Below are 21,232 nucleotides of genomic sequence, written 5' to 3' on the forward strand. Positions count from 1 at the left end.
GGGCCTTACGCCTGCCTGGACTTGGGGACCACGCAGGCCGCAGCGCAAGGGGTAGCGATCACAACGAGTGACGGGTGCTTACCGGGAAAGACTCATTGGCGCTGGTACGCGGCGGACGGAACGGTGGACGCGGGGGTGCTCGGTCACCGGGTGGTGGTGCCCGTGCGGCCCGCCGCCCGCTGCCGCCTCTGATGCCCCGGCAGAGTGGCGATCCGACAGAACCACTCATAGCGTCAGATTTCGGGTGACTCGGGACGTCACCCGGAAAGCAGGTACGGCAGTCATGACACTTCGTCGGCCCTACGCGGCCGCCGCGGCCGCGGTCCTCAGTGTGCTGGGGCTGTGCGCGTTCCTCCCGGCCGAGGCCGCGTCACCCGGCGGCACGCTGGTCGTCCGGCCCGGGGAGTCCGTCCAGGCCGCGGTGGACCGGGCCCGGCCCGGCGACGTCATCAGGATCCTCCCCGGGACCTACCCGGGCAGCGTCGACGTGACCAAGCCGCGGCTGACGCTGGTCGGCCACGGCACGGACACCGTGCTCACCCCGGGCGCGGGGCCCGGCGCGAACGCCTGCGGCCGGGCGGGCAGCGGGCTGTGCGTCACCGGAACGGAGCAGAGCGGCCTGGGCGGCGTCCGGCTGCTGTCGCTGTCGGTCTCCGGCTTCCGCAAGAACGGGGTCGACGCCTCCTGGACCGAGGGCCTGGAGGTCAGTGACGTGACCGCCGAGCACAACGGGCGCCAGGGGATCGGTGTCCAGCACTCGGTGCACACGCTGCTGCGCGACAACGTCTCCCGGCAGAACGGCGAGTCGGGGATCTTCCTGGCCAACACCGCGGACGGGGAGGGCGGCGCGCTGGACACCCGGCGCACCCGCGTCAGCGGCAACGAGCTGACGGGCAACCGGATCGGGGTCGTGCTGCGCCGGGTGCGCAACCTGGGGGTCGTCGACAACCACATCACCGCCAACTGCGGCGGCGTCTTCGTCGTGGGGGACGAGGGCACGCCGCGCGCCGGGGCCCTGACCGTCTCCGACAACCTCGTGGCGGCGAACAACAAGTACTGCCCCTCCGACGCCCGGCTCCCGTTCATCCAGGGCGCCGGGATCGTGCTGACGGGGGCGGAGCGGACCCTGGTGGTCCGCAACCGGGTCGTGGACAACCACGGCACCTCACCGATGTCCGGCGGGATCGTCCTCTTCCGCAGCGTGGTGGGCGCCCCCGACACCGGCAACACCGTCCGGGGCAACACGGCCCTGGGCAACAGCCCGGCCGACCTGGCCGACCGTGACCGGGGCACCGCGAATGTCCTCCGTGACAACACGTGCCGCGTCTCCGAACCGAAGGGGTTGTGCGAGGAATGACCTTGACAGAAACCACCAGCGCGGACGGCACCGCGAACGCGGCGGCCGCCGAGGCCGCGACGCCGCCGGCGATGCGGCTGCGCGAGCTCGTCTTCGGTGCCGCCTGCGCCGCCGCCGTACGGGCCGCGGTCAAACTCGGCGTGCCGGACGCGCTCGGCAAGGACCCGTCGCCCGTCGACGAGCTCGCGGCCATGGTCGGCACGGCGCCGCGCCAGCTGCGCCGGCTGCTGCTCGCCCTGGCCTCGTACGGGGTCTTCGAGGAGCAGGCCGACGGCCGCTTCGCCCACACCGAGATGTCCCGGATGCTCCGCAAGGACAGCCCGAACACCCTGCACTACATCGCGCTGTGGTGCACCGAGCCGTGGACGTGGGAGGTCTGGCCGCGGCTGGACGAGGCGGTGCGCGGCGGCCGCAACGTCTTCCCGGAGGTCTTCGGCAAGGAGTTCTTCCAGTACCTGCACGACGACGCCCGGGACAGCGCCCGGGTCTTCGACCGCGCCATGACCGCCTCCAGCCGGCAGTCCGCCGAGGACATCGCGGAGCTGCTCGACCTGTCGGGCGTCAGCTCGGTCGCCGACATCGGCGGCGGCCAGGGGCACGTGCTGGCCGCGCTGCTGGAGAAGCACCCCGACCTGCAGGGCACGCTGCTGGACCTGCCGAAGGTCGTCGCCGGCGCCGACCCGCGGCTGCGCGAGGGCGGTCCGCTGGCCGCGCGCGCCCGGCTGGTGCCCGGGGACTGCCGGGTGGACATCCCGGTGGCCGCCGACATGTACATCATCAAGAACATCCTGGAGTGGGACGACGACAGCACGCGGCGGACGCTGCGCAACGTCGTCGCGGCGGGTGGCGCCGGCGCGAGGGTGATCGTCATCGAGAACCTCATCGACGACACGCCGTCCATGCGCTTCACGACCGCCATGGACCTGCTCCTGCTGCTGAACGTCGGCGGCCAGAAGCACACGCGGGACAGCATGGTGAAGCTGATGACGGAGGCCGGGCTGCAGGTGGCCGAGGTGGCCCCCGTCAACGCCTACCTGCACGCCCTGCACAGCACGGTCGGCGGGGCGAAGTGACCCGCTAGCCGGTCATCTCCGCCACCAGACCGGTGGTGTGCCGGCCCGCCCGGAACTCCGGGCGGGCCAGCACCTTCCGCAGGAAGCCGGCCGTGGTGCACACGCCCTCGCCGCGCACCCGCAGTTCCTCCAGGACGCGGTCCATCCGGGCCAGCGCCCGGTCCCGGTCCGGCGCCCAGACGACGGCCTTGGCGAGCAGCGAGTCGTAGTCCGGGCCGATCCGCCAGCCGGGGAAGGCGTGGGTGTCCACCCGTACGAAGGGCCCGCCGGGCACCTCGAAACCGGTGAGCAGGCCCGGGGTCGGCGCGAAGTCCCGCGCGGGGTCCTCGGCGTTGACCCGGCACTCCACGGCGACCCCGCGGTGCACGACGTCCTCCTGGCGCAGGGTCAGCGGATGGCCTGCGGCGACCAGGATCTGCTCCCGGACCAGGTCGATCCCGGTGACCATCTCGGTGACCGGGTGCTCCACCTGGAGCCGGCAGTTGACCTCCATCAGGTGGAAGTCGCGCTCCGGGGTGAGCACGAACTCGAAGGTGCCCACGCCCGTGTAGCCGACCGCCCGGGCGCCGCGCACGGCGGCGTCGCACATCGCCGACCTCAGGCGCGCCGGAAGGTCCGGGGCGGGGGTCTCCTCGACCAGCTTCTGGTGGTGCCGCTGCACCGAGCAGTCGCGCTCGCCGAGGTGGACGACCGCGCCGTGCCGGTCGCAGAGCACCTGCACCTCCACGTGGCGGGCCCGCTCGACGAAGCGCTCCAGGTAGAGCCGGTCGTCGCCGAAGACGGACCGGGCGTGCGCCGCGGTGCGCCGGTAGGTGTCGAGCAGCCGGTCCGGGTCGGTGACCACGGCCATGCCGCGTCCCCCGCCGCCCGCGACGGCCTTGAGGATCACCGGGTAACCGGTCCGCTGCGCCGCCTCCTTCGCGTCGGCGGTCCCGGCCAGCGGGCCGGCGCTGCCGGGCAGCACGGGCAGTCCCGCCTCGGCCATCAGCGCGCGGCAGGCGGCCTTGTCGCCCAGCCGGGAGAGCACCTCGGGGGAGGGCCCGATGAAGGTGAGGCCGTTGGCCTCGCAGACCTCGGCGAAGTCGGGGTCCTCGGAGAGGAATCCGTAACCGGGGTGGACGGCCTGCGCGCCGGTGCGGCGGGCGGCCTCGACGACGGCGGGGATGTTGAGGTAGCTTGCCCTCGCCGGGGGCGGCCCGATGTGCACGGCCTCGTCGGCGAAGCGGACGACGGCCGAGTCGCGGTCGGCGGTGGAGTACACCGCGACCGTCCGGATGCCCAGTTCCCGGCAGGCGCGGGCGACCCGCAGGGCGATCTCGCCGCGGTTGGCGACCAGGACGGTGGAGAACACGGGCCTCACTCCCCCACCGGTACGGGCTCCAGTGCGATCAGCGGCTGCTGGAACTCGACGGGCTGCCCGTCGGGGACGACGACCTCCACGACCCGGCCGGCCGCGTCCGCCTCGACGACGCTCATCATCTTCATGACCTCCAGGACGCCCACGGGCTGGCCGGGGCGGACGAGGTCGCCGACGGACACGCAGGGGCGCTCGCCGGGGTCGGGGGCGTGGTAGAAGGTGCCCACGGTGGGGGCGCATACGTAGTGAAGTGATGTGGAATCACGCGCTCCGTGCGCCTCTTGCGCCTCCGGTGCGCCGGCGCCCCGCGGGTGTCCGGCGGCGGACGCCGGAGCCGGTGCGGGAGCGGTCGCCGGTACCGCGGCGGCCTCGGCGGCCTCGGCGGCCGGGACGGGCGCCCGAGTGTGCGCGGGGTCCTGTGCCCGCGGCTCCGGCCACTCGATCTCGACCGCCGTCTGCCCGTGCCGCAGCCTGATCCGCCGCGGCGGGACCGGCATCGAGCGGGCCAGCTCGGTGGCGCTGCGGCAGACCGCCTCCAGCGCCGGGAGCGCGGCCGCCGCGCCGCCTGGTGACGATCCGTTGAGGCTCTTGCCCGCGCCCGGGGGGCGGGCCGTCCTGTCGTCGCCGTGGAGTGTCACGGTGCTGCCTCCTCCTCCAGTCGGCCGAAACGGTGGAACCGGTCGCGGCGCTCGGCCAGCAGCCGGTCGGGGGGCCGGGGACGCAGTTCGTCCAGGGCGGCCGAGAGCGCGCCGCCGACGAGGGCGGCCGCGTGGGCGTGGTCCGCGTGGGCGCCGTCGGGCGGCTCGGGGACCACGCCGTCGACGATGCCCAGCCGGAGCAGATCGCGGGCGTGCAGTCGAAGCGCGGCCGCCGCGACGGGGGCGGCGCCGGGGTCCTTCCACAGGATCGCGGCGCAGCCCTCGGGGCTGATCACGGAGTAGATGCCGTTGGCGCTGACCAGGACCCGGTCGGCGACGGCGAACGCCAGCGCCCCGCCGCTGCCGCCCTCGCCGGTGATCACCGCGACGACCGGTACGGGCAGCCGGGCCATCAGCCGCAGGTTCTCGGCGATGGCGAGGGCCTGGCCGCCGCTCTCCGCCTCCGGGCCCGGGTCGGCACCCGGGGTGTCGATGAGGGTCACCACCGGCATGCCCAGCTTGGCGGCGGTCCGCATCAGGCGTGCCGCCTTCCGGTAGCCGGCCGGGGTGGCCATGCCGAAGTGCCGCCGCCGGCGCTCCTCCAGCCCGGGGCCGCCCTTGTGGTGGCCGATCAGCATGACGGGGCTGCCGTGCAGCAGCCCCGGCCCCCCGATGACGGCCGGGCAGTCGGCGGCCAGCCGGTCGCCGTGCAGTTCGTGGAAGTCCTGGAGCAGGTGGGTCGCGTAGTCGGCAGCCGTGGGCCGCAGCGGGTGCCGGGCCAGGCGGACCGCCTCCCAGGCGTCCCGCTCGGGCAGTTCGTCCGCCGTACGGACGACGCGGACGGCCGGTCCGCGCGGCACGGTCGCCGGCCGGGGCTGCTCGGCCCGGCGGCGTGCCCCCGCCCGCGGGACGCCGTCCCCGGAGCGCAGCCGCAGCAGCCGGGCCAGCGTCGGGCGGAGGGCCGGGCGGGGGACGACGTCGTCGATGAGGCCGCGCGAGAGGAGGAACTCCGCCGTCTGGAAGCCCTCGGGGAGGCGCCGGCCGGTGGTCTGCTGGATGACGCGCGGCCCGGCGAAGCCCAGCCGGGCGCCGGGCTCGGCGAGGATGACGTCGGCGAGGGTCGCGTAGGAGGCGGCGACGCCGCCGTAGGTGGGGTCGGTCACCAGGGACACCACCAGGACGCCCGCCTCGTCGAGTTCGGCGAGCGCCTGGGCGGTCCTGGCCATCTGCATCAGCGACAGGGCGCCCTCCTGCATGCGGGCGCCGCCTGAGGCGGTCACGAGCAGCAGGGGGACGCGCCGTCGCAGACTGGTCCGGGCGGCCCGGGTGATCTGCGAACCGACCCCGAGGCCGAGGCTGCCGCCGAGGAAGCGGAAGTCCATCGCGGCGACGACGACCGGCTGGTCCTCGATCGTGCCGTGCACGCACACCACGGCCTCGTCCATCCCGGTCGCCGCCCGGGCCTCGCGCAGCCGCTCGGCGTACGGGCGGGTGTCGGTGAAGCCCAGCGGGTCGGGCTCCGCCGGCCGCTCGCCGCGCTCCGCGGCGAGCGGCTTGCGGGAGCCGGGGTCCAGCAGCTGGTCCAGACGCTGCCGGGCCGTGAGCCGGCCGTGCGCGCCGCACTCGGGGCAGACGCGCAGCGTACGGGTGTAGCGCTTGCCGTAGACGAGCGCGGCACAGCGCTCGCAGCGCACCCAGTCCGGCTCGGCGGTGGCCTCGTCAGCCACTGCGCTCCCAGCGGTAGAACTCCCGGGCCATGGCGTCCTTGGGCTCGCGCCAGGTCTCGGGGTCGTACGCGGAGATGAAGGACGACAGCTGCCGGCTGATGTCCTGGAACGCCGGGTGGTCCTTGTACCTGCCGACCTCCGGGCCGGGCGGCCGGTCGGCCTCGACCAGGTGCAGGTAGACGTCGCCGAACTGGAACAGGCTGCGTCCGGTGACCCCGATCAGACCGGGCAGTTCGCCCTGGTCCGACTCGGCGAAGACCTGCGCCACCTGCTCATCGGCACCGGGCTTCATCCTGGCCACGATCAGGCTGCGGTAGGTCTTCATGCCGCGCCGCCGTGGCGCTGCACGATCCGCTCGCGGATCAGCTCCAGCTGGATCTTGGAGTTGTCGTTGATGCGGTCGGTCATCGCCTCGTCGTCGAGGGGGGCGCCGGGCTTCATGGCGAAGTCCTGGGTCCAGCGCATCCGGGTGCCGCCGGGGACCTCCTCGTACGCCCAGTGGATGTCCATGTACTGGAAGGGGCCGGTCTCGACCCGGTGCGCGCGCACCGTACGGGTGGCGCGGTCGGCGACCCGCTCGGAGACCCAGCTCCAGACCTGGCCGTGCTCGTCGGGGTGCATGGTGAGCCGGAAGACGACCCGGTCGCCCTCGCGCTCCACGATGTCCACGGAGGCGTACTCGCTGAACAGGTCCGGCCAGCCCTCCACGTCGTTGGTGATGTCCCAGACGACGTCCATGGGGGCGGGGATGGTGATCTCGTTCTCGGTGTGGCCGGGCATGGTCAGACTCCTGCCTTGAGTGAGTTGTTGACGACGTCCATGAAGGCGCCGGGGGTCTTGCACGAGTCGGCGTCGCCGGCGATCGGGATGCCCCGGTCGTTCTCCAGGGCGCCGACGATGCCGAGCAGGCCGAGCGAGTCCAGTCCGTACTCTGCGAAAGGTGTCTCCGGGTGGCCGTCGAGGAGGCCGGCGTCGACGGTGATCCCGGCATTGGACTTCATCAGGGCGGCGAGTTCGCCGTAGGTCAGTTCCTTGCTCATGGAAGAGCTCTCCTTCACTGCGCCTGCGTCATGTCCGGACGACCAGGGCCGAGTTGGAACCCATCAGGCCGCGGCTGAGCACCAGCGCGGTCCGCAGTTCCGCCGGCCGGGGCCGGCCGGTGACCAGGTCGAGGTCGAGGCAGATGTCGGTGATGTTGGGGGTGGGGGGCACGACTCCGTGCCGCAGGGCGAACACGGCGGCGGCCACGTCGAGCACCGGGGCGCCGCAGTAGGCGCGGCCGGTGCCGGTCTTGGGGGCCGTCACGGGGATGCTGGGAGCGCGCTTGCCGAACACGTCGGCCAGCGCCTGTGCCTCGGCGCGGTCCGCCTCCGGGGTACCGAGCGCGTCGGCGAAGACGACATCGATGTCCCCCGGGGCGCACCCGGCCTCCGCGAGGGCGTCGCGGACGGCCCGGGCCAGTCCCTCCCGGGACTCCGCCCAGCGCGAGGCACCGGTGAAGGTGGCGCCGTGCCCCGCGATGACGGCCTGTACCTCGGCCCCGCGGCCGGCGGCGTGCGCCGGGTCCTCGACCACGAGCATCGCGCCGCCCTCGGCGGGGGCGAAGCCGCGGGCGTGCCGGGTGAAGGGCAGATAGGCCCGTTCGGGGTCCTCCTCCAGGCTGAGTTCTTCGTATCCGAGCTGGCAGACACCCGAGTACGGCGCCAGCGGCGCCTCGGCGGCGCCGACGACGACGGCCCGGGTGCCGTTGCCACGGGTGATGTTGCGGCAGGCGTGGGCGATGGCGTCGAGACCTCCGGCCTCGTCGCTGGCGACCACACCGCAGGGGCCCTTGAAGCCGCCGCGGATCGAGATCTGGCCGGTGCTCGCGGCGTAGAACCACGCGATGGACTGGTACGGGCCGACGAAGCGCGGCCCCTTGCCCCACAGGTGCTGCAGCTCGCGCTGCCCGAACTCGCCGCCGCCCGAACAGGCCGCGGTCACCACTCCGATGTCGAAGGGGGCCTCCTCGTCGAAGTGCAGTCCGGAGTCGGCGAGTGCCTGGTCGGCGGCCGCCATCGCGAAGTGGGTGAACCGGTCGGTCTGCACCGTGTAGCGGCCCTCGACGACCGCCGACACGTCAAAGCCGCGAACCTCTCCCGCGACGCGAAGCGGCAGGTCCCGGCAGCCCTCGCGGCTGACCGCGTCGAGGACGGCGACACCTTCCCTGGTCGCCTTCCAGAAGGCGTCGGCTCCGATGCCGTTCGGTGCGACGACGCCGATGCCGGTGACCACCGCTTGCGTGTTCATCGCTGGCTCCCCTCCGGTCGGTTGAGGACCACCGCGGACTGGAAGCCGCCGAACCCGCTGCCGACGGACAGCACGGTGCGCAGCTTCAGTTCACGGGCGGTGCGCGGGACGTAGTCCAGGTCGCACTCCGGGTCCGGGGTCTCGTAGTTGGCGGTCGGCGGCACCACGCCGTGGGCGAGGGCCAGGGTGCAGGCGGCCAGTTCGATGGCGCCGATCGCACCCAGGGAGTGGCCGACCATGGACTTGATGGAGCTCATGGGCGTGGAGTAGGCGTGCGCGCCCAGCGAGCGCTTGACCGCCGCGGTCTCGTGGCGGTCGTTCTGCTTGGTGCCCGAGCCGTGCGCGTTGACGTAGTCGACGTCGCCCGGGTCGATCCTGGCGTGGTCCAGGGCCTGGTCGATGGCCTCGGACATCTCCAGGCCGTCGGTGGTGAGCCCGGTCATGTGGTAGGCGTTGCCGAACGTGGCGTAGCCCCCGATCTCGCAGTAGATCCGGGCCCCGCGGGTCTTGGCGTGCTCCAGTTCCTCCAGGATGAGCACGGCGCCGCCCTCGCCCATGACGAAGCCGTCGCGACGGGCGTCGAAGGGCCGGGAGGCGTGCGCCGGGTCGTCGTTGTTGGGGGAGGTGGCCTTGATGGCGTCGAAGCAGGCCACCGTGATGGGTGAGATCGGGGAGTCGGACGCGCCGGCGATGACGATGTCGGCGCGTCCCTCCTCGATGGTCTGGAACGCGTAGCCCACGGCGTCGAGACCGGAGGTGCAGCCCGTGGAGACGGTCTGCACGGGGCCGCGGGCGCCGTGCCGTTCGGCTATCTCCGAGGCGAGCGCGCTGGGCGCGAACGCCCGGTGCAGGTGCGCCCCCGCCTGGCGGTGGTCGACGTCCCAGCGGGCGCCGTGTTCGCTGACTCGTATGTAGTCGTGTTCCAGCCGGGTGGTGCCTCCGACGGCGGTGCCGAGGGAGACCCCGACCCGCCAGGGGTCCTCCTCGTCCAGTTCCAGCCCGGCGTCGCGGACCGCCTCGGCGGCCGCGACAAGCGCGAACTGGACGTACCGGTCGGCGCGTTCCACGTCCTGCGGGCCGAGCCCGCAGGCCGCCGCGTCGAAGTCGACCTCTGCGGCGATGCGGGACCGGAAGCCCGTCGGGTCGAAGAGCGTGATCCCGCGGGTCGCCGTCCGGCCGGCGGTGAGCAGTTCCCAGAAAGCGGGGACCCCGACACCGCCGGGGGCGACGACACCGGCCCCGGTGACCGCCACCCGGCGGGTCATGACGCCGCGTCCTCGGTCTGCTCGGTGACCTCGGTGTCCACGTGGCCCAGCTCCGGGCGGGGCGCGAGCGGACCGAGGTGGAAGACGAGCCGGGCCTCGGTGTCGCCCACGTTGCGGAAGCGGTGGCGGACGTACGGCGGGATCATCAGCCCCTGCTCCGGGCGGAGCACGTGGGGCTCGCCGTCGAGGTCCACCTCCAGCGCGCCGCAGACCACGTACACGAACTCCTCGGAGTACGGGTGGTAGTGCTCGCCGATCCGGTCACCGGGTTCCACGAGCGCCACGCCCATGAAGCCGCTGGTGGCGCCGCACGTGGTCGGGGTGAGCATCGCCCGCAGGTCGCCGCCGCGGCGGCGGTTGTGCGGGGTGTCCGCCAGGTTCACGACGGTCGGCGTGAACGGGACGTTCCGTTCGTTGGTCAGAAGATCATCCATAGCTTGCCTCCTCCGGCGGGGGCCGGTCCGGGGCGCACCCCGGACCGGCCGGTACCTGCCGGCTGCCAATGGCTCGACGGGTCAGGACGTGGTCGCGCTGCGGTCGGTGACCATGCGCATGTCGCACTCGACGAGGAACCGCTTCAGGCCCTGCTCGTCACCGAGGTCCCAGTCGGGACCGAGGTCGAGCAGCCGGGCGAGGACGCCGGCCTTGTGCTTGCCGGCGGCGCCCACGGCGACCAGCGGCGCCTCCTCGACGGGGACCCGCAGGTCCACCAGCCGCACCACGATGTCCTCGCGGAGGTAGACGGTGCTGCGCGCGAGCGGCCCCTTGGGGACGTCCACGGCCTCCTCGTCCTGCTGGGCGAGCATCTTGGCGACCGCCGGGCCGGAACCCGCCTTGGCCGGGTAGATCAGGGCGTGCCGGCTCAGGCCCTCCGGCCGGTCGGCGCCCATGGCGACGTGGTGCACGGCCGGGAGCGCGGCGCGGGCGAAGAACTCCCGTGCCGATCCCGCGTCGTTGAGGTCCCGGTCCACCTCCAGGTAGGGGTTGATGGCTTCCTCGACCGCCCGCACCTCGGGCTGGCGGGCGACGTGGCGCAGTGCCCTGGCCAGGTCCCCCTCCACCTCCACGGCGCGCACGACACGGTTGCCGTGCATGAACAGCGAGGTGCGGCGCAGCCGCGTGTTCTCGTCGACCACGGCCTGCGGCGAGGTGTAGCCGGACAGGATGTCCGCCACCTTCTGCTCGCTGCCGGGCTTCACGGTGAAGGTGATGGCGTGGCGGATGATCCCGTCCCCGACCCGCGGCACGGTCTGCATGCGACCGGACTCGTAGGAAGTACGGGTCTCCCGCAGCACCCCGAAGCGGAGCGAGCGGGTGTCCTTCACGCAGCCGTGCATCGGCTGCACCATCTCCAGATGGGTCGGGCTGTCCACCCAGGCGAGGAAGTGCAGGGCACTGTCCCACTCACTGGTGATCAGCCATTGCGAGGGATTTTCGATCGACTGGCAAAGCTGGTCGCTGACGTGTCCGGGCACGGCAGCGACACGGCGGCACATCTGGTCATACGCATCAAGAAACCGCTGCTCGGCGCCGTCCTCGACTTCAAGCATGAGGACGACGCGCAGGCGATTGCCATCGAGCGCGGACTGCGAGACCTTTTCGGCCTGGGCCGGCATATTCCACCTCTTCCGAGAGCGAGCAACCCCCGAGGTCCGTCGTCCAACGATCGTGCTGTGGTGGCCCAACCGGTGCGAGATATGTGATCCAATTGGGTGACGGGCGAAAATACCCCCGGTAATCGGGCATCAAGGGAGCTATGACTCCACAGGCCGAAGACCGGGTTCCGGTCCTCATCGTGGGGGGCTCCCTCGTCGGGCTCTCCAGCTCGGTTTTCCTGGGCCGGCTCGGCGTCCGGCACGTCCTCGTCGAGAAGCACCCGGGTACCTCCATCCACCCCCGTGGCCGCGGCAACAACCTGCGGACCATGGAGCTGTTCCGTACGGCCGGGGCCGAGCCGCTGATCCGGCGGGCCGCCTCCGTACTCGCCGACAACCACGGCATCCTGCAGGCCGAATCGCTGACCTCGGACAACGCGGAGTGGCTGTTCCGGGAGATCGACCCGGGCGGACGGCTGTCCGGGATCAGCCCCAGCGGCTGGTGCCTGTGCAGCCAGAACGACCTGGAGCCGGTGCTCCTGGACTACGCCCGCACGCTCGGCGGCGACCTGCGCTTCAGCACCGAGTTGCTGTCGTTCACCCAGGACGACGACGGCGTCACCTGCGAGCTGATGGACCGGGAGACCGGCGAGCGCAGCACCGTCAGGACCGACTACCTGGTCGCGGCCGACGGCCCGCGCAGCCCCGTGCGGGGCGCCCTGGGCATCGGGCACTCCGGCCGCGGCGACCTCTTCGCCAACATCAGCGCCACCTTCCGCGCCAAGCGGCTGGCCGACGCGGTGGGCGACCGCTACTTCATCGCGTGCTACCTGACCAATCCGGACGCCGACGGTGTGCTGCTGCCCGTCGACAACGAGGAGAACTGGGTCTTCCACGCGCCCTGGCACCCCGAGCGCGGCGAGACGCCGGAGGACTTCACCGACCAGCGGCTGGCCGCCCACATCCGCACCGCGGTGGGCGTGCCGGACCTGGAGGTCGAGATCACCGGCCGGGCCCCCTGGCGGGCCGCGGAGCGGGTCGCGGACTCCTACGGGCGCGGGCGGGTGCTGCTGGCCGGCGACTCGTGCCACGAGATGTCCCCCACCGGCGCCTTCGGCTCCAACACCGGTATCCAGGACGCCCACAACCTGGCGTGGAAGCTCGCCGCGGTGACCGGCGGCTGGGCCGGGCCGGGGCTGCTGGAGACGTACGAGGCGGAGCGCCGCCCGGTCGCCGTGGCCACCGGCGAGCGCGCCTCCGCCCGTTCCGCCGAGCACGCCCACCCGGGCTACGCGCCGCCGGCCGGCGGCGGCCCCCAGAAGGGCGTCCTGGTGGTCGCGCTGGGCTACCGCTACCCGGAGGGCGCCTTCCTCGGCGCGGACCCCGGACGGCCCGTCGTCCCCGAGGACTTCCGGCCGGTCGCCGAGCCCGGCGGCCGTTCGCCGCACGTGTGGGTGACCACCCGGGAGGGCGAGCGCCGCTCCACGCTGGACCTGTACGAGCGCTCCATGGTGCTGCTCACCGGCGACGGGCCGAAGGGCACGGCCTGGCACGACGCGGCCCGCACGGTCGCAGAGCGCCTCGGGGTGCCGCTGGAGTCGTACCGGCTCGGCGAGTCCACGCAGGCCGACCTGGTGCCCGAGGCGGGCACGGACTGGACGGCGGTGCACGGCATGACGCCGAGCGGCGCGATCCTGGTCCGCCCGGACGGTTTCGTGGCATGGCGGAGCCGTGACGCCGTGGAGGACCCCGCGGCGACGCTGACCGAGGTGCTCACCACGGTGCTGCGGCTCGGCTGAGGGCTGCGCCGCCGCACAGGACGAACGGCGGCCACCACGCTCCCCGGAGCGCTGGTGGCCGCCGTCGGCTTTCACGGGCACCCCGTCTCCCCGGGCTCCCCCGCGACCGGGCCGGCCGACTTCGGGGCAGGGGCCGGGACCGGGGCCGGGACAGAACGACCCGCGAGGAGAACGGCCTTGGCCCCGGGTGCGGTGACCGGCCGGAACCGGTCGCCGCACCCGGGGCGAAGGAGACGCCGCGGGCGGGTCAGCCCACCGGGCCGCCCCCGCCCCCACCCTCCGCCGGGGTCCGGGGCGCCCCCTGCTGGGCGGCCGGAGGCGTGCCCTGCTGGACGGCGGGCGGTGCCGCGGGCCGGCCGGCCGGTGACGTACCCGGCCGGGCAGCCGGCGGCGCGGACGGCCGTGCGGCCGGTGGAGTGCCCTGCTGGACGGCCGGCGGCGCGGACGGACGGCCGCCCGGTTGCGTACCCGGCCGCGCGGCCGGGGGCGCGGCCGGGGGCGCGGCCGGCTGCACGGCGGGCGGCCGTGCGGCGGGCGGCTGGGCGGACGGGGCGGCGGGCTCCTTGACCCCCGTCCAGTCGGGGGCGGGCCAGCCGCGCCACGGCGAGTACGCCGGGTTGGGCACGCACCGGGACGTGAGTTCGGCCTTGGTGGCCTTGTCCACCGGGCAGGCCTTCACGATGAACTGCCGGGCGACACCCCCGGGGAAGACCACGCCCGTGCGCGCCGAACGCAGTTCCCGGGTGCCGAGGGTCTCGTCGAGCTCGATGCCCCCGGGGGCGTCGATGTAGTAGTGGTAGGCGGTCGTGTGCTGTGCGAGGGTCGAACGGTCGTAGGTGGTGGCCACGAACGGCGAGGGCTGCTCCCGCCGGGCGTAGGCCTGCAGGTCGTACTCGCCGTCGCCCACGTCCTCGGGGCGGAACCCGTCCTTGAACACGGACTCCGGCGGGCGGTCGTCGCCGCGGAAGAGGGCGTTGCAGTTGGAGCGCCAGGCCGGTTCGTCGGGCCTGATCCGGTCGAGGTCGACTCCGGGGTCCGCGGCGGCGTAGAGCCGGTCGGGGACGACGGGGCACCATTCGGGGACGGCCGGGTCGCGTGGAAGACCCGGGTCGACGGCCGCGGCGGCCGTGCAGACGGGGAGTGCGAGCACCCCCAGCGGAAGGGCGGCGGCGCAGAGCCGGCGCAGCATGCGCAGTGCGATCATATGCCCACGATCACCCCCATATCGCCCGGTCGCCGGAATGGTCACCCTTGTCGGCGTGTCCCGCCGGAAAGCGAAAGAGGCCCCTGCGCGTCCTTGTGCGACGCTGCTGGGGCCTCTCGATTCGCCGTGGAGCCAGGGGGTGTGATCCACGACGCCTTGGGACGGCCGAGCCCGGGTCATGGGGGCCGTTGCTTCACAACTATACGAGACATCGCAGCCGAAACCTCACGATGTGGGAGTGAGGTGGGACACTGACCTTGCAAACGCAGGTTAGCTGTTCATTTGCCGTTCAGCGGTCCATGACCCGCATTTCGAACCAGGTGGTCTTTCCGCGCGGAAGCAGATCGACGCCCCAGCGGTCGGCGAGCTTGTCGACCAGGAAGAGCCCCCGCCCGCTCACGTCCATCTCGCGGACCGGCATCAGGCAGGGCAGCGCCCGGGAGGGGTCGCGCACCTCCACCCGGATCCAGCCGCGGCGGCGCAGCATGCGCAGACCGAACGTGCGGGCCCCCGTGTGACGCACGGCATTGCCCACGAGTTCGGAGACGAGTAACTCCACGACGTCGTCGAACTGGGGCAGGCCCCACAGCCGCAGCACCGACCGGGCGAGCCGGCGCGCCGTGGCCGCGGACTCCGGGCGCGAGGAGAGCCGCACCTCGTCCACGGAGGGATTGCCCAACAGATCGAGGGACGTCGCCGCCAGATCGTCGACCGCCGTGGGCGGCCACCCCGCCGCCGGGATCGTCACCCGTTGCGGCTGCTCAGATGCTCCCTGCTGCCCCGCCATGCTCTCATGATGGCCGTACGCGACGGGGGTTCGGGGCGGATCGGGGGAATTGACGGGGCGGAACGCGTCATTCCGAGTTGCCGTACCGGCATATGTCAAGGGCAATGATGGATCTCACACGACCCCTCCCACCTGCACGAAGAGGGCGTCGGAGAGGAACGGCAGGCGAATTCGGCGCAGGTCGCCTTAAGGTCCTCTTAAGGTCGGCTTAAGGCGACCCGACGGGTGCCGGCTGTCACTCAACCGGGTTGGATCTAGCGGAACTTCGCCTTGCCGGGACCCTCCTCGACGAAGCTGCGCATGCCCGTCGTACGGTCCTCGGTGGCGAACAGCCCTGCGAACAGGTTCCGTTCGATGGTCAGGCCGGTCTCCAGATCGGTCTCCAGACCGGCGTCCACGGCCTCCTTGGCGGCGCGCAGCGCCAGGGCCGGCCCGCGGGCCAGCCGCTCGGCCCAGGCGCGGGCCGCCGCGTACACCTCCGCGGCCGGGACCACCTTGTCCACCAGGCCGATGGTGAGCGCCTCGTCGGCCTTGACCATGCGGCCGGTGAAGATGAGGTCCTTCGCCTTGGCGGGGCCCACCAGGCGCGACAGCCGCTGCGTGCCGCCCGCGCCGGGGATGAGGCCGAGCAGGATCTCGGGCTGGCCTAGCCTGGCGTCCTCCGCGGCGATCCGGATGTCGGCGCAGAGCGCGAGTTCGCAGCCGCCGCCGAGGGCGTAACCGGTCACGGCGGCCACCACCGGCTTGGGGATCCGGGCGACCGCCGTGAAGGAGTCCTGCAGTGCGCGGGCCCGCACGGCCATGGCCTCGTAGTCCATGACCTGCATCTCCTTGATGTCCGCGCCCGCTGCGAACACCTTCTCGCCGCCCCAGATCACGACGGCCCGTACGTCCTCGCGCCGGGACGCCTCCTCCGCCACCTCGCGGAGCCGGTCCTGGGTCGCGACGTCCAGGGCGTTCATCGGGGGGCGGTCCAGGCGGATGGTGCCGACACCCTCGTCGACCTCGAGATTAACTGTCATGGCCGACGAGGGTATCCGTGAACGCCCGTTTACGCTGCGACGTGCCTCACAGGGCGCGTCAGGAGGCGGGGGTCCACTCGCTCCACGGCAGGTTCCAGCCGTTGAGCCCGTTCCACCACTGCACCGTCTTGTCGTGGGAGTTCTTCACCTCGACGACGTCACCGATCATCGAGTTGTTGTAGAACCACGAGGACGGGGTGTCGCCGTTGCCGCCGCGCACGTCCCGCAGGCCCACGCAGCCGTGGCTGACGTTGGCGTTGCCGAACGTACCGGGCGAGGCCCAGTAGTTGCCGTGAATGAAGGTGCCCGAGGTGGTCAGCCGCTGGGCGTTGGGCACGTCCTTGATGTCGTACTCGCCACCGAAGCCGACGGTGTCGCCGTTCATGCGGGTCACCTTGTACCGCTCGGTGATGACCATCTTGCCGTTGTAGGTCGTGGTGCCGGGGCCGCCCGAGGTGATCGGGACCGTCTTCAGCAGGCTGCCGTCGCGGTAGACCTTCATCGTGTGCTTCGCGGCGTCCACGATGCTGACCTGGCTGCGGCCGATGGTGTAGTGCACGTCCTTGGACTGGGTGCCGTAGACGCCCTTGGCGGCCTCGACGCCGTTGAGCCGCAGCGAGAGGGTGATCTTGGTGCCCTTGGCCCAGTACTTCTCGGGACGGAAGTCGACGCGCTGGTCGCCGTACCAGTGGCCGACGACGGGCACCGAGGGGTTCGCGGTCACCTTGATCGCGTCCTGGACCGCCTTCTTGTCGGTGATCGCCCGGTTGAACTTCAGCGAGACCGGCATGCCGACGCCGACCGTCTGGCCGTCCTCGGGGGTGAAGAAACCGATGAAGGTGTCCTTCGGGGTGACCGTGGTGAAGCTCGCGTGCTTCGCCGACTCACGGCCCGCGCCGTCCTTGGCTATCGCGTCCACCGAGTACTCGGTGGAGGTGCCCAGCGTCTCCGTCGGCTCCCAACTGCTGCCGTCGGCGGATATCTTGCCCTCGACCGGGTCGCCCTTGCCGCTCTTCACCACGACCGAGGTCAGCTTGCCCTTGCCGGCGGTGACCTTCAGGTCCCCCGTCGTGGCCACCTCATCGGCGCCGTCCTCCGGCGCGATGGTGACGACGGCCTGCGACTCGGTCGTGTCGCCCTTGCCGCCCTGTGAGGCCGAGGCACCGGGTTTGGCCTTGTCCCCGCCCTTGCTGTCGCCGTTGGCACTGCCCCCGCACGCACTGACCAGGAGCAGCATCGCCCCCACCGCCAGGGCCAAGGTGGTCCGCCTCGCGCCCGGCGCGCCCTGTATCGCCTTCAACTGTCGTCTCCCCAAAACCGGCCCGTGGCCCGCTGCCCACGTGTGAGTCCCCCTCACCTTGCGCTAGCGAACCACACGGAACCGGTGTTGGGGATCCCGGTTTTGTCACCGTTCCGTCCCAGTCGACGGTACGGGTCTCAGGCGCCGGCCGCCCACTGCTCCCAGGACATGTTCCAGCCCCCCAGACCGTTGTCCGGGGAGACGGTGCGGTCGTGGGAGTTGACCACGGTGACGAGGTCGCCGACGAGCGAGTGCGCGAAGAACCAGCCCGCCGGGGTGGCGGTGCCGCCGCCCTTGACGTCGTAGAGGCCGACGCAGCCGTGGCTGGTGTTGGCCGCGCCGAAGGTGCCGGGTGCGGCCCAGTAACTGCCGTGCACGAAGGTGCCGGAGCGGGTGAGCCGCATGGCGTGCGGGACGTCCGGGATGTCGTACTCGCCGCCGAAGCCGACGGTGTCCCCGTTCATCCGGGTCAGCCGGAGCTTCTCGGAGATCACCATCGCGCCGTTGTACGTCGGGTTGGACGGGGCGCCCGCCGAGATCGGCAGGACGCGCGTGACCTGCCCGCCGCGGCTCACCGTCAGGGTGTGCGCGGCGGCGTCCACGGTGCTGGTCTGGTCCCGGCCGATGTCGAAGGTCACGTCCTTGGACTGCACCCCGTAGACACCGGGGGCGGTCTCGATGTCGCGCAGCCGCAGCGAGAGCGTCACCTTCGTACCGGGCACCCAGCGCTCGCGGGGACGGAAGTCGAGGCGGCGGTCGCCGAACCAGTGGGGGGCGACCTCCACCGCGGGCGAGGAGGTGACGCCGACGGCGCGCTCGACGGCCTCGCGGTCGGCGACCGGCCGGTTGAAGTCCAGCGAGACGATCATGCCGGTGCCGACGGTCTGGCCGTCCTCGGGGGTGAAGTAGCCGATGAGGGTGTTCTGGGGGACGAGGGTGGTGAACACCGCGTGCTTGGCGGCGCGCCGGCCGCCCGTGTCCTCGGCGACGGCGTCCACCGTGTACTTCTCCGAGAGCGACAGCCGGGACCTGGCGTGCCAGCGCGACCGGTCGGCGGTGAACACGCCCTCGACCACCTCCCCGTCCCCGTCCTCGACGTTGACGGAGGTGAGCCGGCCGTCCTCGGCCTCGACCGTGAGCGGGTCGTCCGCCTTCACGTCCTCGGCCCCGTCCACCGGGGTGATCCTGATCCTCGCCTCGGACACCTTCGGGGTGTCGTCGGCCGGCGCCCCGCTGTCCGCGGGCCCGAACCCCAGCCCGCACGCCGTCAGCATCCCCGTCAGCCACATGGCGGTGGCAAGCCCCGCCCCCGCGCGCAGAGCGCGCCGCACCGCAGTCGTCACGCTCGGTCAACGACCGGACGGCCGCGGGGAAACGTCTGCGATGCGTCCGATCGATCACGCGTGTGACGCCGCAGGGTGAACGGGAAGGTAAAGCGGGAGGGCGCGACGCGCGCGCGGAGGGACACCGCGCCGCGCACGGGCACGGCCGGCGCCGGCCGGGTCCGGCGTCCCCCGAGCCGCAGGAGGCGAGCACGTGTCGGAGACGCGCGAGGACGAATCGGTCGACCGGGCCGGACAGCTGCGCCCGAACGGCCACCGGACCGCCCCCGTGGCCGTGCCGCTGCCGCGCCCGGAGACCGCCCCGGCGGTGCCCGGGCCCGCCGGGGACGCCGTGGTGTGGCCGGGCAGCCCGCAGCCGCTGGGGGCCCGCTTCCACACCGGCCCGGACGGACGACCGGGCACGAACTTCGCCCTGTGGGCGGGCGGCGCCGAGGCGGTGGAGCTGTGCCTGTTCGACGACGAGGGGACCGAGACCCGGGTCCCGCTGACCGAGCTGACCCACGAGATCTGGCACGGCTTCGTGCCGGGGGTGCTGCCCGGCCACCGCTACGGCTACCGGGTGGGCGGCCGCTGGGACCCGTGGACCGGTGCCCGCTGGAACCCGGCCAAGCTGCTGCTGGACCCGTACGCGCGGGCGGTCGACGGCGACTTCACGCTGCCCCCCGAGGTGTACGCCCACGTCCGCGACTGGCCGGAGCAGGCGGTCGCCGACACCGTCCGGGACAACCGCGACTCGGCCCCGTACGTGCCCAAGGGCGTCGTGGTGGACGACGACGACCCCTGGACGGACGACCGCCGGCCCAAGACGCCCTGGGCCGACTCCGTCATCTACGAACTGCACGTACGCGGCTTCACCATGCGCCACCCCGGCATCCCGCCCGAACTGCGCGGCACCTACGCCGGGCTGGCCCACCCGGCGGCGATCGAGTACCTCACCGGCCTCGGTGTGACGGCGGTCGAACTGCTGCCGGTGCACCAGTTCGCGCACGAGGACCACCTGCTCCGCCGGGGCCTGCGGAACTACTGGGGCTACAACTCGGTCGGCTACTTCGCCCCGCACGCCGGCTACGCCGCCACCGGCACCCGCGGGCAGCAGGTGGGCGAGTTCAAGCGCATGGTGCGCGCCCTGCACGACGCGGGGCTGGAGGTGATCCTGGACGTCGTCTACAACCACACCGCCGAGGGCAGCGAGTTCGGGCCCACCCTCTCCCTGCGCGGCATCGACAACCGCGGCTACTACCGGCTGGCGGGCGACGCGCGCCGCTACGCGGACTACACCGGCTGCGGCAACACCCTCCACGTCGTCCAGCCCCAGGTGCTGCGGCTGATCACCGACTCCCTGCGCTACTGGGTGACCGAGATGGGTGTCGACGGCTTCCGCTTCGACCTCGCCGCGGCGCTCGCCCGGTCGATGCACGACGTCGACATGCTCTCCCCCTTCCTCGCCGTCATCGCCCAGGACCCGGTGCTGCGCCGGGTCAAGCTCATCGCCGAGCCCTGGGACGTCGGCTCCGGCGGCTACCAGGTCGGTGCCTTCCCGCCGCTGTGGACGGAGTGGAACGACCGCTACCGCGACACCGTCCGGGACTTCTGGCGCGGCAGCCGGCACGACGTGCGCGACCTGGGGTACCGGCTGTCCGGCTCCAGCGACCTGTACGCGTGGGGCGGTCGCCGTCCGTACGCCTCGGTCAACTTCATCACCGCGCACGACGGCTTCACCCTGCGCGACCTGGTGAGCTACGAGCGCAAGCACAACGAGGCCAACGGCGAGGACAACCGCGACGGCACCGACGACAACCGAGCCTGGAACTGCGGCCACGAGGGCGAGACCGACGACCCGGCCGTGGGCGAGCTGCGCCGCCGCCAGCTGCGCAACATGCTCTCGACCCTGCTGCTGTCGACCGGTGTGCCGATGCTGGTGGCCGGCGACGAGGCGGGCCGCACCCAGGGCGGCAACAACAACGCGTACTGCCAGGACAACGAGATCAGCTGGCTGGACTGGTCGCTGCCGGAGGAGCCGGCCTGGGCCTCGCTGCGCGAACTGACCGCCCGGCTGATCGCGCTGCGCCGCGCGCACCCCGTGCTGCGCCGGCGGGCCTTCTTCTCCGGCCGGCCGCAGTCAGCCGAGGGGCTGCGGGACCTGGCCTGGTTCACCGCGCAGGGGCGGGAGATGACCGACGCCGACTGGTACGGCCCCACGTCCACGCTCGGGATGTACCTGTCGGGCGCCGACATCCCGCACCGCGACGCGCGCGGCCGCCCGGTCACCGACGACAGCTTCCTGGCGGTCTTCCACGCCTCGCACCGCCCGGTCCGCTTCACCCTGCCGGGCGGGCCGTGGGCCCGGGAGTACGAGTTGCTGCTCGACACCTCGCGGGAGGACCAGGCCGAACCGCCGGGGACCCGGCACCGCGGCGGACGGGCGCTGACCGTGCCGGGGAGGACGGTGCTGCTGCTGCGCGCCGTCTGAGGGACG

The 21,232-nt window shown here is 72.8% G+C and carries 19 protein-coding genes; 4 read left to right on the top strand and 15 right to left on the bottom strand.

Annotation, left to right across the window (positions count from 1 at the left end):
• Nucleotides 1-283: 283 nt before the first annotated feature.
• Nucleotides 284-1,357, top strand: a complete 1,074-nt coding sequence (locus ACFZAU_RS27310; RefSeq protein WP_500554337.1) for a right-handed parallel beta-helix repeat-containing protein — start codon at nt 284-286, stop codon at nt 1,355-1,357.
• The gene (locus ACFZAU_RS27315; RefSeq protein WP_500554338.1) at nt 1,354-2,430 is read left to right on the top strand and encodes a methyltransferase; all 1,077 of its coding nucleotides are present in this window, start codon (nt 1,354-1,356) and stop codon (nt 2,428-2,430) included. The genes ACFZAU_RS27310 and ACFZAU_RS27315 overlap by 4 nt, the downstream gene beginning before the upstream one ends.
• Nucleotides 2,431-2,434: 4 nt before the next feature.
• On the opposite strand, the gene ACFZAU_RS27320 is transcribed toward ACFZAU_RS27315, so the two are convergent.
• The 10 genes from ACFZAU_RS27320 to ACFZAU_RS27365 form a co-directional block, all read right to left on the bottom strand.
• On the bottom strand, nt 2,435-3,781 hold the full coding sequence (locus ACFZAU_RS27320) for an acetyl-CoA carboxylase biotin carboxylase subunit (protein ID WP_500554339.1): 1,347 nt from the start codon (nt 3,779-3,781) through the stop codon (nt 2,435-2,437).
• A 5-nt stretch (nt 3,782-3,786) separates the two neighbouring features.
• The gene (locus ACFZAU_RS27325; RefSeq protein WP_500554340.1) at nt 3,787-4,425 is read right to left on the bottom strand and encodes an acetyl-CoA carboxylase biotin carboxyl carrier protein; all 639 of its coding nucleotides are present in this window, start codon (nt 4,423-4,425) and stop codon (nt 3,787-3,789) included.
• Nucleotides 4,422-6,152: an acetyl-CoA carboxylase, carboxyltransferase subunit beta gene (gene accD / locus ACFZAU_RS27330; protein ID WP_500554341.1), complete on the bottom strand. Its 1,731-nt coding sequence runs from the start codon at nt 6,150-6,152 to the stop codon at nt 4,422-4,424. Before accD ends, ACFZAU_RS27325 begins: the two co-directional genes overlap by 4 nt.
• A complete protein-coding gene (locus tag ACFZAU_RS27335) occupies nt 6,145-6,477 on the bottom strand; it encodes a TcmI family type II polyketide cyclase (RefSeq protein ID WP_500554342.1) in 333 nt (110 codons plus the stop codon). The genes accD and ACFZAU_RS27335 overlap by 8 nt, the downstream gene beginning before the upstream one ends.
• Nucleotides 6,474-6,932, bottom strand: coding sequence for an SRPBCC family protein (locus ACFZAU_RS27340; RefSeq protein WP_500554343.1), 459 nt, complete (start codon nt 6,930-6,932; stop codon nt 6,474-6,476). The genes ACFZAU_RS27335 and ACFZAU_RS27340 overlap by 4 nt, the downstream gene beginning before the upstream one ends.
• Nucleotides 6,933-6,934: 2 nt before the next feature.
• A complete protein-coding gene (locus ACFZAU_RS27345; RefSeq protein ID WP_499602367.1) occupies nt 6,935-7,192 on the bottom strand; it encodes an acyl carrier protein in 258 nt (85 codons plus the stop codon).
• Nucleotides 7,193-7,220: 28 nt separating this feature from the next.
• Nucleotides 7,221-8,441: a ketosynthase chain-length factor gene (locus tag ACFZAU_RS27350; RefSeq protein WP_500554344.1), complete on the bottom strand. Its 1,221-nt coding sequence runs from the start codon at nt 8,439-8,441 to the stop codon at nt 7,221-7,223.
• Complete coding sequence (locus tag ACFZAU_RS27355) at nt 8,438-9,706, bottom strand: beta-ketoacyl-[acyl-carrier-protein] synthase family protein (RefSeq protein WP_500554345.1); 1,269 nt, start codon at nt 9,704-9,706, stop codon at nt 8,438-8,440. The genes ACFZAU_RS27350 and ACFZAU_RS27355 overlap by 4 nt, the downstream gene beginning before the upstream one ends.
• Entirely contained in the window at nt 9,703-10,035 is a 333-nt protein-coding gene (locus ACFZAU_RS27360) for a cupin domain-containing protein (protein ID WP_499602747.1), read from the bottom strand. Before ACFZAU_RS27360 ends, ACFZAU_RS27355 begins: the two co-directional genes overlap by 4 nt.
• A gap of 186 nt (nt 10,036-10,221) precedes the next feature.
• Nucleotides 10,222-11,322, bottom strand: a complete 1,101-nt coding sequence (locus ACFZAU_RS27365; RefSeq protein WP_500554346.1) for a SchA/CurD-like domain-containing protein — start codon at nt 11,320-11,322, stop codon at nt 10,222-10,224.
• 140 nt (nt 11,323-11,462) lie between these two features.
• Here ACFZAU_RS27365 and ACFZAU_RS27370 point away from each other — a divergent pair, with 140 nt between their 5' ends.
• Nucleotides 11,463-13,100 (top strand): FAD-dependent oxidoreductase, encoded by a 1,638-nt coding sequence (locus ACFZAU_RS27370; protein WP_500554347.1) that lies wholly within the window; start codon nt 11,463-11,465, stop codon nt 13,098-13,100.
• A 247-nt stretch (nt 13,101-13,347) separates the two neighbouring features.
• Here ACFZAU_RS27370 and ACFZAU_RS27375 read toward each other — a convergent pair whose 3' ends face one another.
• The 5 genes from ACFZAU_RS27375 to ACFZAU_RS27395 all read right to left on the bottom strand — a co-directional run bounded on the left by ACFZAU_RS27375 (nt 13,348) and on the right by ACFZAU_RS27395 (nt 18,687).
• A complete protein-coding gene (locus ACFZAU_RS27375; RefSeq protein ID WP_500554348.1) occupies nt 13,348-14,304 on the bottom strand; it encodes a scabin-related ADP-ribosyltransferase in 957 nt (318 codons plus the stop codon).
• Between the two features lie 289 nt (nt 14,305-14,593).
• On the bottom strand, nt 14,594-15,091 hold the full coding sequence (locus ACFZAU_RS27380) for an ATP-binding protein (RefSeq protein ID WP_499602375.1): 498 nt from the start codon (nt 15,089-15,091) through the stop codon (nt 14,594-14,596).
• A 254-nt stretch (nt 15,092-15,345) separates the two neighbouring features.
• On the bottom strand, nt 15,346-16,113 hold the full coding sequence (locus tag ACFZAU_RS27385; protein WP_499602377.1) for an enoyl-CoA hydratase/isomerase family protein: 768 nt from the start codon (nt 16,111-16,113) through the stop codon (nt 15,346-15,348).
• 58 nt (nt 16,114-16,171) lie between these two features.
• On the bottom strand, nt 16,172-17,350 hold the full coding sequence (locus ACFZAU_RS27390) for a L,D-transpeptidase (RefSeq protein ID WP_500554425.1): 1,179 nt from the start codon (nt 17,348-17,350) through the stop codon (nt 16,172-16,174).
• A gap of 200 nt (nt 17,351-17,550) precedes the next feature.
• Nucleotides 17,551-18,687, bottom strand: a complete 1,137-nt coding sequence (locus ACFZAU_RS27395; protein ID WP_500554426.1) for a L,D-transpeptidase — start codon at nt 18,685-18,687, stop codon at nt 17,551-17,553.
• Nucleotides 18,688-18,994: 307 nt separating this feature from the next.
• On the opposite strand from ACFZAU_RS27395, the gene glgX reads away from it, so the two are divergent.
• Nucleotides 18,995-21,226 (top strand): glycogen debranching protein GlgX, encoded by a 2,232-nt coding sequence (gene glgX, locus ACFZAU_RS27400; protein ID WP_500554427.1) that lies wholly within the window; start codon nt 18,995-18,997, stop codon nt 21,224-21,226.
• The last annotated feature ends 6 nt before the right edge of the window (nt 21,227-21,232 follow it).

Source organism: Streptomyces sp. NPDC008238 (genome assembly GCF_042956445.1).
GTDB lineage: Bacteria > Actinomycetota > Actinomycetes > Streptomycetales > Streptomycetaceae > Actinacidiphila.